Here is a 12,909-nt window from a genome sequence, read left to right as displayed (position 1 = left end):
CATGGATCCAGCCCATGTTTACAAGAAGGGTAAATCGCGACTTGGAGAATCAGGCGAGCTGCATGACCCGGATGCAGGCCGTTCTTTGTGAATCTAGCGGTTTACGCTGAAGATTGTCGAGAGAGATTCGCCGGAAAGACGCGAGAAGAGCGATTTGAAGCAGACAAGCATCCAATCGCGGGCCGATTTGAGGCCCATGTCGAAATCGAAACGCTGCTGAATCTTGTCTATGTGGTAGAGCACCGTGTTTCTATGCATGTGAAGCTCCTGGGCGGTATTCGTGGCATTGCGCTCGTTTTTCAGATAGAACCAGAGAATCTTCAGATAATCGGTGCCATTATTCACATCCTCTTCCCAGAGGATGTTGACGATAGACGTGTTGAAGGTGAACTCCATGAAGGCTTCGTCTCGTTCTGTAGCGTCTATCAGGTAGTAGAGGAGTGCATCCTCGAACATGTATATGCCGCGAGGGTCCGTGATTCCGTCGATACTTCTCTCTCGGTCAATGGAGAGTCTAAAACCGAGGGCAATTTGCGCTTGCCGATAGGCGAAGGCCAAATTCTCGATACCCGAGAAGACTGAGGACACTGCACTTACGATGTCAAGTCCCCCATATATGCGCTCGGTTACCTCTTCTATGGTTTTGCGGTGAGATAGCTCCCCATCGATACGAGAGCCATACAGGACGGCGATGACGGCATGTTCGAAGGGGAAACATCGTACATGTCCGTTATTGAGGGTCGATGCGGTTTTGTTGAGCGTATAAGCCTTTTCGGGCTCAATGCTCGGATCCACATCGAAGAGCACGACCTTGTACAGGCCATTTTCGGGAAGACCGTTTTCCTCCAGTTGTGCTGTAACATATTCGTCGGTGACTGCATTGCCACGTAGCAACCTTTCGAAAAAGAAGAATGAGGGTGTTTCCCGCATCGTTTCCTTTGCCCATAGACGCTCACAAGCCATTTGCACGTGGTTTGCGAGGATGAGAAACGCATCTCGGAGGCCGGGGGTATCCGATTTCTCGTTGCACGACATCGAGATGGACCCGAAGTATGCGTGGTGGATGTGAATGGGGAATGAAACGCGGTCGAATGGCGTGATGTCTGATGCCCCGCGCGTATAGAAGGTCTCTTCCGGGAGGCGAAAACGCTCCTCGGCAATGGTGACTTGGGTGAGGCAACCGTTTTCGATTATGGAGCGATGTAGATCATCTGGTGGGTCAATCTCAGTAGTACGAGCAATGACATTGAAGTTGTTGTCGGAAACAAAGACGAAGTTGCGCAGAATGGAAGTACTTGCGTCCAGGAGCTCGCCAATGGCTCCGTTTTTCATGACGATGTAGTCGAGGGTATTCTCCCACATGTACATGGTTACGAATAGATTCTGGATGCACATGACAGTATCGATGTCATCAATGCAGGCGATATAGGAAGCGTTGGGGAGGATCTGCTCCAGTGCTTCCACATCATCGAGCCGCACCATCATGAGCATCTGGCTGGCGAGATGCGTGAGGTCTGTTTTTTCGATCTGGCCGATGTCGTCGATGGCGCAAAACCAGCGAAACGGCCTATCGTGCGTGAAATGAAGCTTGGGGATGCGGTCTTTATGAGCCAGCTCATCTTGCACCATGGCGGGCGTGACGTGAGGCAAAAGGTCTTTGCTCGCGGGTATTTCGAGTAGCGAGTCGGAGAAAGACATTGCACTCGCTTCCCTCTAACCAATCTCCTTGGCGGCCCAGGTGTCCTCGGTACCCTCGAGCTGCGCCTCGTCAAGTTTGTCAGCCTCGATCTCCTCGACGGGCAGCGGAGCGTCCTTGCCGGGGAAGAACTCGATGCCCTTCTTGCGGCGTACCATGTACTCGGCGGATGCTGTGAACAGCACGTCGGAGGAGGAGTTGAGCGCAGTCTCGCAGGAATCCTGGATGACGCCGATGATGAGGCCGACGGCGACGACCTGCATGGCGATGTCCTGACCGATGCCGAACAGCGAGCAGGCAAGCGGGATGAGCAGCAACGAGCCACCAGCGACACCCGATGCACCACAGGCACCAACGGCGGACAGGATGCTCAGGACGACTGCCGTGGGGAAGTCAACCTGGATACCGAGCAGGTGCACGGTCGCCATGGTCATGATCGAGATGGTGACGGCCGCGCCCGCCATGTTGATGGTCGCGCCGAGCGGGATGGAGACGGAGTAGTTATCCTTGTTCAGGCCGAGGTTCTGGCACAGCTCCATGTTGACGGGGATGTTTGCCGCCGAGCTACGCGTGAAGAACGCCGTGATGCCCGAGTCCTTGAGGCAACGCAGGACGAGCGGATAGGGGTTCTTGCGGATGCAGACGAAGACGATGATGGGATTGACCACGAGGGCGATGAGCAGCATGCAACCGACGAGCAGCAGGATGATCGCGCCGTAGGAGGTGAAGATCTCGAGACCGCTCGTGGATACGGACGTGTAGACGAGGCCGAGGATGCCGAACGGCGCGAGATTGATGATCCAGCGCACGACGCGCGTGATTGCCTCGGAGATGTTCTCGAAGACGGACTTGGTGGACTGCCTGGCACTACGCAGCGCGATGCCGAGGACGATCGCCCATGCCAGGATGCCGATGAAGTTGCCCTTCATGAGCGCATCGACGGGGTTGGAGAAGATGTTGGTCACGAGCGTGAGAAGCACGGCGCCGATGCCTTCGGGGGAGGCGGCGACGTCTTCGGGCGGATTGGCCAGCGTGATGTCGACGGGGAAGACGAAGCTCACGAGCACGGCGATGAACGCCGAGAGAATCGTCGACACGATGTAGAGCAGGATGACGGTCTTCATGGAGCCGGCGGTCTTGGCGTTGGCAAGTGCGCTCAGAACCAGGAAGAAGACGAGGATGGGGGCGACGGCCTTCAGCGCACTGACGAACAGCGTGCCCAGTAGGTCGATGATCATGATCTGGTCCCATGCAAATGCCTGGGAGCACACGCCCAGGACCGCACCGATGACCAGGCCTATGACGATGCGCCAGATGAGGCTGATCGAATTCCACTTTCTCAAGAGCTCCATGATTTCTCCCAACATAATTCACATATAACTTTTCGCATGATACCGCAAATCAGGGGGCATCGTTGGACGTCCATGCACGACAATTGCGTCTACGGCGTGTGCAACGTGCGCAAATTCTTCTTCAAAACGAATACAATGGGAGGGACAAAATCCCGCGAGAATTTCTGGAGGGAGTACGAATCGCATGAAGGTTGCGTTTTTCCCCGGTTGCATGGTCGACATGTTCTATCCCGAAATCGGCATTGCCGCGGTCAACGTGCTCGAGCGCCTCGGTTGTGAGGTCGAGATGCCCGAAGAGCAAGTCTGCTGCGGACAGGGGCTTCTCAACTCGGGATACGCCAAGGAGACCATACCCGTCGCCAAGAACATACTCGACGCGTACGACCTTGATCAATACGAGACGATCGTCTCGCTCACGGGCTCGTGCATGAACGCCATCATCAACGATTATCCCACGGTGCTCGAGGACGTGGAGTACCTGCACAAGCTCGAGCGCATTAGGCCGCGCATGTTCGAGTTCACGGACTTCATCGTCAATCAGTTGAACACGACCGATGTGGGCGCGAGCTTCCATCACAAGGTCACCTATCACAAGAGCTGCCACGTCACGCGCTTTCTCGGTATCGAGGAACAACCCCTCCAGCTGCTCAAGGCCGTCAAGGGGCTCGAATACATCGAGATGGTGCATGCCGAGCGCTGCTGTGGCTTTGGCGGAACCTTCTCCTTCAAGGAGCCGGAGATTTCGGCGGAAATCGTCAAGGAGAAGTGCATGACCATCGCCGAGACGGGTGCCGATGTCGTGTGCGGTGCCGACGTGCCCTGTCTCATGAACATCAAGGGAGCACTTGCGCGATTGTACGCGCGAGGTGAGATTGACCGCGACATCCGCGTCATGCATATCGCGCAGATTTTGGATGCGAGGGAGTAACCATGGCAATTCTGTACGATACCGAGGAGTCCCTGCGGCAGCGCGTCGCAAAGTGCATCGAGGACGACTTCAAGCATCAGGCAATCCAGACGGCGCAGGAGACTTTCTATCAGAAGCGCGCCGCGCTCGTCGAGGCGGAGCCGGATTGGCAGGGTCTGCGTACGACGGCAATGGATATACGCGATCACGTCACCAAGAACCTCGACTACTACGTGAAGCAGTTCGCGCAGAACGCGAGCGATCATGGCGTGAACGTGCACTTTGCATCGACGGGCAATCAGGCGCTTTGGGAGGCGCTCGATATTTTCGAGAACCACGGCGCCTTCAAGGCCGTCAAATCCAAGAGTATGATGACCGAGGAAATCGGCCTCAACCACGTGCTCGAGGAGGCGGGCGTCGAGGTCATCGAGACCGATTGTGCCGAGAACATTCTGCAAACGGCTTGTGACATGCCCTCGCACATCGTCGTGCCTGCGCTTCACCATACGCGCGATGACATCGCCGAGCTCTACCGCAAGGAGTGCGGATATGATGGCGATAACGTCCCCGAGCACATCACGCACTTCCTGCGCAAGATGCTGCGCCCCGAATTTCTGAGTGCTCAGGTGGGCATACGCGGCTGCAACTTTGCGGTGGCGGAGACCGGCTCTGTCACGCTTGTCACCAACGAGGGTAACGGCCGCATGGTTGACAGCTTCCCGCCAGTGCAGATCGTCTTTGTCGGCATCGACCGCATCGTCCCTACACTCGAGTCCCTTGACATCTTCATGGCCCTGCTGCCCAAGAGCGCGGTAGGCTCCAAGATGACGGCGTATTTCAGCGTGGATACCGGCGCGCGCCATGAGGGCGAGCTGGATGGACCGGCCGAGGTCCACTGCATCATCATGGATAACGGGCGTCACAAGCTGCTCGATACCGAGTTCGAGCCCATGATGCGCTGCATCCGCTGTGGTGCCTGCCTCAACATCTGCCCCGTGTATCGCCATATCAGCGGACATGGCTACGGGTCCATCTACCCGGGCCCCATGGGTCTCGTGCTCACGCCCGAGCTCGTGGGCTATGACGATGCCAACGCCAAGGCGATGACCTTTGCCTGCACCCTCTGCGGCGCCTGCACCGAGCACTGCCCGGTGCGCATCCCCATACACGACCTCGTGCGCGACCATCGCATCGCGATTGTCGACGAGGGCAAGAACAACAAGATCGAGGTGCCCATCTTCAAGGCCATGCAAGCCATGTGGTCGAGCAGTCCGCTGTACATGGCGCTCATGCGCCTCGGGCGTCCCGTCATGAACATCCTTACCCGCGGCAAATCATCACTCGACGAGCGCAGCGCCTGGATTCCCGTGCTCGGCAGCTGGACTTCGTCACGTGATTTCGATGTCATCGCGCCGTATCGCTTCCGCACCTGGCTGGCCGAGCATAATGCGGCCCGTGCCAAGGAACGCAAAGCCGAGCATGATGACAAGGACCAGAAGGGCGGTGCATGATGGAGCGCGCAACACTCGAGAGCTTCCTGGCTCCCATCTCCCGGCAATTGGGACACGAGGCTGTTCCGCAGGATGTGCAGCCGCTCGACTACGAGAAGAACCCTCCCGCGCGCCTCACCGATGGCCTCGACCATCCGCAGCTCGTCGATATGTTTGTCGACGAGGCGCAGAAGGTGCAAGTGAGCGTGCGTCGTTGCAAGTCGGCGGAGGTTGCCCAGGCGATCGTCGATATCATCGAGGCGGATGACGAGGCCGGTTCGGTCGTCTATGCAGACGATCACCGCATCGAGAAAATGCACATCCCCGATGCGCTCGAGAAGTGTGATGCAGTCACGGACCTTACGCGCTGGGATGCGACGGCCGGTCGCGATGCCATGGTCGATGCATGCAATGTCGCACGCTACGGCATCACGTTTGCCCAGGGCGGCATCGCAGAGACCGCGACCATTGTTCAGCCGTGCAGCGAGAAATGCGGCCGTTCCATCAGCCTGCTGCCAACCGTTCACATCGCCATCGTCAACGCGGCCGATGTGAAGGCGACCATGGGCGACTGGCTTGCGGTGCTCGACGAAGAGGGTGCGCCGGCGGGCGAGAACCTTCCCTCGCAGATTTGCTTCATCAGCGGCCCGTCAGCGACGGCGGACATCGAGCTCGTGCGCGTCGAGGGCGTTCATGGTCCGATGGCGGTTCACTACATCGTCATCGAGGGGCGCGGCCTGCATAGTCAGTCATAGTCGCCCGAGGATGGGGATGGAGCCGATGAGACACATTGGACAGGTACATCTGTCTCATTGCATGCAATGAGACAGATGTACCTGTCCAATGTGTCTCATCGGGTGCGAAAGCAAGCCCGCGTTGTGCTTAGCCGAACATCCCGCCGCCTTTGAAGTTCAGGTCGCCGTTAAGGCCTGACTCGTCGGGAAGATCGGCCTCTTCATCGAGGAAGCCGACGATCTTGCGTACGGCGTACTTGAAGGCACCGCCCGTAAAGCCGTGACCGACCTCTCCGATGAGCTCGAGATCTGCGCGTGGGTAGATGTTGACGGCGCGTACGGAATAGCCCGATGCGACGATGTCGTCGCTCATGCCGTGCAAGATAAGTACGGGACCGGCGTATTTGGTGATGTGCTCGTAAAAGTCGAAGTCATAGATTGCCTCGATGAAGGCACGACCGACCTCGGCGTTGAAGATGCCAAAGCTCTCGGGAAACTCATCGCGATTGGGCCACGCGCGTCGTACGTCGCCGGGGATGCTGAAGGCGGGATAAAGCAGAATGAGACCCTTGATGAGGTTGCTCTTGTTTGCGGCAGCAAGTGCGGCAACGGCGCCACCCATGCTCATGCCAAAGAGGAAGACGTTATTGAGATCGACGTAGCCGAGCTCTGCAAGCTCCGTGTAGGAATCCTCCATATCAGCCTGCTCGGTGAAGATGGTCATCTCGCTCGTATCGCCGCTCGATTTGGAGTTAGCCGCACCGCAGAAATCGAGGCAGTAGGCCGCATAGCCGCGTTTTGCGAACTCGCGTGCGTAGGCTTCGCAGGACTCGTTGTTGCCGCCGAAGCCATGGGCGCAGATCACGAGCGGCACGCGCTTGCCATTCGCGGCTTCGTCGGGAAGATAGATGCGACCGAAAATGCGTTTCTCGTCATGCTCGAGGATCAGGTCCTCAACTTGGTAGTTACTCATCATCTGCTCCCTTGCCGACACGTGGGTAGTCCATGTCCTTGAATCGATCAGGCTCTCCCTGCTCGCCGACCTCGGTGGGATCGCCATGTTCGGTAAACTCATCATAATCGACGGGATCGGTCGGCGCATCGAGCTCCGACTCGCTGATCGCACCGTAGTCTTTGTTGCGGTACACGTCCTTGTCGAGCAATCTGACAAAGTTCGCCATGACGGTTGTGACGACGGCATCGCCCGTGATGTTGATGGCAGTACGACCCATGTCGAGGAGGCGGTCGATGCCCATGATCATTGCGACGCCCTCGGCGGGAAGCCCGATGGAGTCGAAGACCATGGCGAGCATGATAGTGCCCACGCCGGGTACGCCGGCCGTGCCGATGGAGGCGGTCACGGCCGTGAGCACGACGGTGACGAGTGCGGCGAACGTGAGGTCAATGCCAAATGCCTGGGCAATGAAGACGACGGCGGCACCCTGCATGATGGCGGTACCGTCCATGTTGATGGTGGCGCCCAGCGGGATGGTGAAGGAGGCGACGCGGTTATCGACACCCATCTTCTTCTCGAGCGTCTCCATGTTGAGCGGGATGGTGGCGTTGCTCGAGCTCGTGGAGAACGCGAATGCCATGACCGGCCAGAACTTGTGCAGGAAGTGGAAGGGGTTGAGGCGCGTGCCGATGAAGAGGATGAGCATATAGACGACGAGCAGCTGCACGGCAAGTCCGAGGTACACGGTGCCGATGAACTTGACCATGGGCAGTACGCCCGAGATGCCCAGATTGCAGAAGGTGCGCGTGATGAGGCAGAAGATGCCGATGGGGGCGACGCGCAAGATGACGCCGATCATCTTCATCATGATGGCGTTGAACTGCGTGAAGAAGCGATTGACCGTGGCGACCTTCTTGCCAAGACGTCCCAAGATGAAGCCGAGCATGAGGGCGAAAAAGATGATGGGAAGCATGTCGCCGTTGTTCATCGCCGTCACGACGTTCTTGGGAATGATGTTGATGAGCATGTCGGCGAAGGTTTGCTCGGTCGTCGTCACGGTTGGCTCGACGGTGACGACGGCTGCCATGTCAAGCCCCATGCCCGGTTTGCAGACTTCGGCGAGCATGATGGCGATGACGACGGCAAGCGCCGTGGTGAGCAGGTAGATTGCGATGGTGCCGATGCCGACCTTTCCGAGCATCTTGGGGTCGCTCATGGACGCCGCGCCGCAGACGATCGAGCAGAAGACAAGTGGCACGACGAGCATCTGCATGAGGCGCACGAACCATTGGCCGCAGACATAGCAGATGCCCTCGATGAAGATGTCATCGGCGGGTGAGCCAGCCGGAATGAGATAGCTGCACGCGAGGCCCACGATGATGCCCGCGACAAGCGATATGAGTATCCACGTGGTCAGGTTGAAGCGACGGGCTTTCTTATCGGTCATCTCTCATCCTTCTCTGCAAAACGAGACTTTGCTCTGAGCAAGTGTCTCATTTCCCCGCTCGGGAGCAGTCCTCGCGTATGCGCATGGTGAGCATGGCGCCCAGGTCGTAGGCATCCCCGCCTGGCTCGTCTACATCGCATGCGATGTTGAAGCCTATGAGGCGCCGCGTGTCGCCGTCGCCCTCGAAGATGCGCACGACGGTCATGGTGTCGTCGACTTCCGTCTCCACGCGACTATTGTCATCGAGCATGATGGTGCCGGCTGAGATGAAAAGCGTCTCGCGTACGCAGATGGTGTTCATCGCGAGCGATTCGAGACAGGGCCGTGAAGGCTCGTTGCCGGCAAGCTCGGCGGCAATTGCCCGGCCTGCGCATGCGCCTTGGAGCGCAGCGTTCTTCCAGATGCCGACGATGCGCTTCTCGCCGCTGATGAGCTCGGTCGCCTGCACGACGTCACCGGCGGCATAGACGTCCGGGTCGCTTGAGCGCATGAACTCGTCGACTATGATGCCACGATCCATCGCGAGGGACCCTTCCTCGACGAAGCCGAGGTTGTTGCGCATGCCGTGGGCGACGAAGATTTCGTCAAAGCTCTCGACATCGCCATCGGCAAACGTGACCTCGAGGCGACGGCCGAGGGGGTGGGTGGCATCATCGATGACCTCGACCGCCTTGATGGGGTTGGCGAGCTTGAGGGTGACGCCCTGCGCGACGAGGCCCCGCTCGAAACGCTCGGCTGCCTGGGGCAGTGCGTTCATGTCGAGCACGTGGTCCATGATGCCGACAAGCGTGACCTCCACGCCGCGGTTGAGGCACGCCTCGACCGTCTTGAGAGAGACCATGGAAGTACCGCTCACGAGCATGCGCTTGCAGCCGGAGTTAGTGATGGCGGCCTTGAGGCGTTCGGCGTCGTCCATGGTCCTGAGCATGAGGGGAGCATAGCCGCAATCGCGTGGGAAGCCGACGGGCGTGGGGACGGAGCCCGACGCGATGACGCACTTGGAGTACGGATAGGAGTTTTGGCTCGTATATACGAGATGGTCCTTGGTATCGAGTTTGATGACGGGACCTTCCTGCACGATGTCGAGGCCGAGTTCGTCGATCTCGGCCTGGCTCCACGGGAAGCATTCCTCGTAATCGAGCTCTCCGCCCGCGTAGTAGGAAGTGAGTATGGGGCTGTAGGGAAGCGTTTCGATGTCTGAAAACACGCGTATGGGGCCCGTGTACCCGTTCGTTCGCAAGCCGACGGCGGTGTTGAAGCCAGCAGCGCCAAAGCCGATGATGGCAACGGGAGCCGCGTCTGTCATCTCATGTGCGTTCATGCTCATCATCCCCTTCTATGCGAAGACTTGCGAAAGCCACGGACCGTACTCGCCCGTCCACATGCCCGAGAGTTGCGCGTAGACGAGGTCCCAATCTATTTGGGTGTCGAAGAGCAGCTCGGCATAGTGCTTGTTGCCGAGCCCGCGCGGGTGGTTCATCAGGTAGAAGGCATAGGTATAGGTGCAAGTGGGGCACATGGTCACGACGGTCGAACCCTCGGGCGCGAAGGAGAGCTTCAGCTCGGTCTGGCCGTCCACGCGGTCGGGCTCAAACGAGTTGACCGCACCGCCGGCGCCGCAGCAGCCGTGGAAGATTTCGACGGTGTCTCCGTCGAGGCCGAGCACCTCCAGGGTGGCATCCAAGCAGCTGCCATCACGGTCTTGGCATGCCTTGGACATGCAGTAATTCCCCTCGGGAAGCGGATGCTTGGGCGTGAAGCCGTGCTCGAGGAGGAACGCCGAGAGGCTCACGGCACGCACGTCCATGCCATTGCGGTCGAGGGCGGCCTGCATGGCGTTTTTGCAGCCAGGGCATACGCAGACGAGCGTGTGGGCTCCCGAAGAGGCGATTTCGGCGCAGTTGCGGTCGCAGAGCGCCTCGGCGCGGTCAAAGAAGCCGGCGCTCTTGAGGGGCGATCCGCAGCAATGGTCGATCATCGTCGCCTTGCCGCCCAACTCGTCGAGCGTCTCGAAGATCTCGCGCGTGAGTTCGGGCGCGTAGGCTGCAAGCGAGCAGCCGGGGAAGAACGCGATTTCGCAGTCCGTCGCGGCGTCATGGTTCGCGGTCTCGATATGGCGCGTGAGGTCGGTAAGGTCGATACCGTAGATGGCGCGATAGGCGGTGAAGATATCCCATTCACGATCGACCTCGACGCTCGAGTAGGTGTCACGGGGAATGAGACCGAGCTTTTGGTAGTCGTCACGCGCGTGGTATATGAGGGCGGAGACGTTGTTGTGCGCGAAGCAGGTGTTTTTGCAGGTGGTGCAGAAGAAGCAGCTGCGCACCGCCTGGGTAAGCTGTGGATTGCTGGCGAGCTCGATGGCAAGCTCCTCGGCTGAGCTGGCATTGCGCTGGGCATCCAGCAGACCCTTGGCGATGTCACCGAGCGTCATGTCGGCCATGGTGAGCGACTCGCAGGCCTGCGTGCAATGTCCGCACCGCGTGCACTGTCCCAGGAACTCCCAGTATTCGTCGCTAGATTGAAGCAGGCTCATGGTTCCTCCCCAAAACGTATGTTCTGCTACTTTACCACGGTGGATGATGCTCGAGGGACGGCGAGACCAGACAGATGCGAGACCAGACAATTGTCGCCGGAGCACTTTTGTCTGGTCTCGGGTGACAGATGACATTATCCCCGTCCTCTGTCACTTCACGTGTCTGAGCATGCGTGTCAAGTTTTGCATGATATGGCACATGCGGGGTGCCATAACGCGTCCAGTTTGCCATCCGATGGTAGTGTCGCGAATGTTTCGATTTCATTAATTCGGCAACGTTATGGGAACTTCAAAACCTATAATGCACGCGTCCCGTCATAGACAAGGAGAAAACCGTGAGTTACGTACAGCGCATTATCGAACAGGTCAAGGCAAAGGACGCCGACCAGCCTGAGTTCATCCAGGCCGTGACCGAGGTTCTCGAATCTCTCGAGCCCGTCATCGAAGCCCATCCCGAGTACGAGGAGGCCGGTCTGCTCGAGCGCATCGTCGAGCCCGAGCGCATCATCACCTTCCGCGTGCCGTGGGTGGATGACGACGGCAAGGTTCAGGTCAATCGTGCGTTCCGCGTGCAGTTCAACAGCGCCATCGGCCCCTACAAGGGTGGCCTGCGCCTGCATCCGAGCGTGAACCTCTCCATCCTCAAGTTCCTCGGCTTCGAGCAGGTCTTCAAGAACAGCCTCACCACGCTGCCGATGGGCGGCGGCAAGGGTGGCTGCGATTTCGATCCCAAGGGTCGCAGCGATGGTGAGGTCATGCGCTTCTGCCAGTCCTTCATGACCGAGCTGCAGCGTCACATCGGTGCCGATACCGATGTCCCGGCTGGTGACATTGGCACGGGCGCGCGCGAGATTGGCTTCATGTTCGGCCAGTACAAGCGCATCCGCAACGAGTGGACTGGCGTGCTCACGGGCAAGGGCCTCTCCTACGGTGGTTCGCTGGCTCGCACCGAGGCAACCGGCTACGGTGCCGTGTACTTCACCGAGGAGTACCTCAACTGCAACAACGATTCCTACAAGGGCAAGACGGTGTGCCTGTCCGGTTCGGGCAACGTCGCCATCTATGCCTGCGAGAAGGCCACGCAGCTCGGCGCGACCGTCGTCACCATGTCCGATTCCACGGGCTGGGTCTACGACCCGTCCGGCATCGACCTTGAACTTGTCAAGCAGATCAAGGAAGTCGAGCGCGGTCGCCTGAGCGAGTACGCGAAGCGCTGCGACCATGCGACCGTCGAATACCACGAGGGCGCCGGCGTGTGGGTCACCCCCTGCGACATCGCCATGCCGTGTGCGACGCAGAACGAGGTGCATATCGAGGATGCCAAGAACCTTGTCGCCAACGGTTGCAAGATTCTCACCGAGGGCGCGAACATGCCGACTACGCTCGAGGCGACTCAGTACCTGCAGCAAAACGGCGTCGCGTTCTTCCCGGGCAAGGCCGCCAATGCCGGTGGCGTTGCCACGAGCGGCCTGGAAATGAGCCAGAACTCCGAGCGTCTCTCCTGGACCTTCGAAGAGGTCGATGCGAAGCTCAAGGGCATCATGCAGGGCATCTTCCATGCCGCTGACGATGCCGCACGCGAGTACGGCCACGAGGGCAACTACGTCATGGGTGCGAACATTGCGGGCTTCCTCAAGGTTGCCGACGCGATGATGGCCCAGGGTATCGTCTAGTCACGACACCATAGAGATTTGCGGGAAGGGGAGATGCGTGCGTCATCCCCCCCTTCTTTTTGAAACGGGAAATGTTCCGGGGCGAGAATGAGGCAGTTGCTCAGAGCAACTGCCTCATT

The 12,909-nt window shown here is 58.9% G+C and carries 10 protein-coding genes; 4 read left to right on the top strand and 6 right to left on the bottom strand.

The features are described 5' to 3' along the window. Positions 1 to 93 precede the first annotated feature (93 nt). Together DBY20_00485 and DBY20_00480 are read right to left on the bottom strand one after the other, a co-directional pair. On the bottom strand, positions 94 to 1,698 hold the full coding sequence (locus DBY20_00485) for a hypothetical protein (GenBank protein ID PWL80216.1): 1,605 nt from the start codon (positions 1,696 to 1,698) through the stop codon (positions 94 to 96). A 15-nt stretch (positions 1,699 to 1,713) separates the two neighbouring features. Next, the gene (locus DBY20_00480) at positions 1,714 to 3,048 is read right to left on the bottom strand and encodes a serine/threonine transporter SstT (GenBank protein ID PWL80215.1); all 1,335 of its coding nucleotides are present in this window, start codon (positions 3,046 to 3,048) and stop codon (positions 1,714 to 1,716) included. Positions 3,049 to 3,232: 184 nt separating this feature from the next. Between DBY20_00480 and DBY20_00475 the strand changes: the two genes are divergently transcribed. Genes DBY20_00475 through DBY20_00465 form a run of 3 tightly spaced genes read left to right on the top strand, consistent with a single transcriptional unit; the run spans position 3,233 to position 6,200 of the window. After that, positions 3,233 to 3,976, top strand: coding sequence for a hypothetical protein (locus tag DBY20_00475; GenBank protein PWL80214.1), 744 nt, complete (start codon positions 3,233 to 3,235; stop codon positions 3,974 to 3,976). 2 nt (positions 3,977 to 3,978) lie between these two features. After that, positions 3,979 to 5,466, top strand: coding sequence for an iron-sulfur cluster-binding protein (locus DBY20_00470; GenBank protein PWL80213.1), 1,488 nt, complete (start codon positions 3,979 to 3,981; stop codon positions 5,464 to 5,466). Further along, on the top strand, positions 5,463 to 6,200 hold the full coding sequence (locus tag DBY20_00465; GenBank protein PWL80212.1) for a hypothetical protein: 738 nt from the start codon (positions 5,463 to 5,465) through the stop codon (positions 6,198 to 6,200). The genes DBY20_00470 and DBY20_00465 overlap by 4 nt, the downstream gene beginning before the upstream one ends. 127 nt (positions 6,201 to 6,327) lie before the next feature. Here DBY20_00465 and DBY20_00460 read toward each other — a convergent pair whose 3' ends face one another. The 4 genes from DBY20_00460 to DBY20_00445 are packed head-to-tail and all read right to left on the bottom strand — an operon-like array spanning position 6,328 to position 11,252. Continuing rightward, on the bottom strand, positions 6,328 to 7,380 hold the full coding sequence (locus DBY20_00460; protein ID PWL80211.1) for a hypothetical protein: 1,053 nt from the start codon (positions 7,378 to 7,380) through the stop codon (positions 6,328 to 6,330). After that, entirely contained in the window at positions 7,145 to 8,581 is a 1,437-nt protein-coding gene (locus tag DBY20_00455; GenBank protein PWL80210.1) for a dicarboxylate/amino acid:cation symporter, read from the bottom strand. Before DBY20_00455 ends, DBY20_00460 begins: the two co-directional genes overlap by 236 nt. 46 nt (positions 8,582 to 8,627) lie before the next feature. Beyond that, complete coding sequence (locus DBY20_00450; protein PWL80209.1) at positions 8,628 to 9,911, bottom strand: hypothetical protein; 1,284 nt, start codon at positions 9,909 to 9,911, stop codon at positions 8,628 to 8,630. Between the two features lie 6 nt (positions 9,912 to 9,917). Continuing rightward, positions 9,918 to 11,252: a hypothetical protein gene (locus DBY20_00445; protein PWL80208.1), complete on the bottom strand. Its 1,335-nt coding sequence runs from the start codon at positions 11,250 to 11,252 to the stop codon at positions 9,918 to 9,920. A 200-nt stretch (positions 11,253 to 11,452) separates the two neighbouring features. Between DBY20_00445 and DBY20_00440 the strand changes: the two genes are divergently transcribed. Beyond that, on the top strand, positions 11,453 to 12,790 hold the full coding sequence (locus DBY20_00440) for an NADP-specific glutamate dehydrogenase (GenBank protein ID PWL80207.1): 1,338 nt from the start codon (positions 11,453 to 11,455) through the stop codon (positions 12,788 to 12,790). The last annotated feature ends 119 nt before the right edge of the window (positions 12,791 to 12,909 follow it).

The organism is Coriobacteriia bacterium (genome assembly GCA_003149935.1).
Classification (GTDB): domain Bacteria; phylum Actinomycetota; class Coriobacteriia; order Coriobacteriales; family QAMH01; genus QAMH01.
Note: the sequence above shows the minus strand (reverse complement) of the source record. Positions and strands in the feature narration are given on the sequence as shown.

Excerpts from the sequence above, each read along its gene's own strand:
- DBY20_00480 (PWL80215.1), bottom strand. The coding sequence starts at position 3,048 with ATGGAGCTCTTGAGAAAGTGGAATTCGATCAGCCTCATCTGGCGCATC.
- DBY20_00465 (PWL80212.1), top strand. The coding sequence starts at position 5,463 with ATGATGGAGCGCGCAACACTCGAGAGCTTCCTGGCTCCCATCTCCCGG.
- DBY20_00455 (PWL80210.1), bottom strand. The coding sequence starts at position 8,581 with ATGACCGATAAGAAAGCCCGTCGCTTCAACCTGACCACGTGGATACTC.
- DBY20_00460 (PWL80211.1), bottom strand. The coding sequence starts at position 7,380 with ATGCCGTCGTCACAACCGTCATGGCGAACTTTGTCAGATTGCTCGACA.
- DBY20_00485 (PWL80216.1), bottom strand. The coding sequence starts at position 1,698 with ATGTCTTTCTCCGACTCGCTACTCGAAATACCCGCGAGCAAAGACCTT.
- DBY20_00445 (PWL80208.1), bottom strand. The coding sequence starts at position 11,252 with ATGTCATCTGTCACCCGAGACCAGACAAAAGTGCTCCGGCGACAATTG.
- DBY20_00470 (PWL80213.1), top strand. The coding sequence starts at position 3,979 with ATGGCAATTCTGTACGATACCGAGGAGTCCCTGCGGCAGCGCGTCGCA.
- DBY20_00475 (PWL80214.1), top strand. The coding sequence starts at position 3,233 with ATGAAGGTTGCGTTTTTCCCCGGTTGCATGGTCGACATGTTCTATCCC.
- DBY20_00450 (PWL80209.1), bottom strand. The coding sequence starts at position 9,911 with ATGATGAGCATGAACGCACATGAGATGACAGACGCGGCTCCCGTTGCC.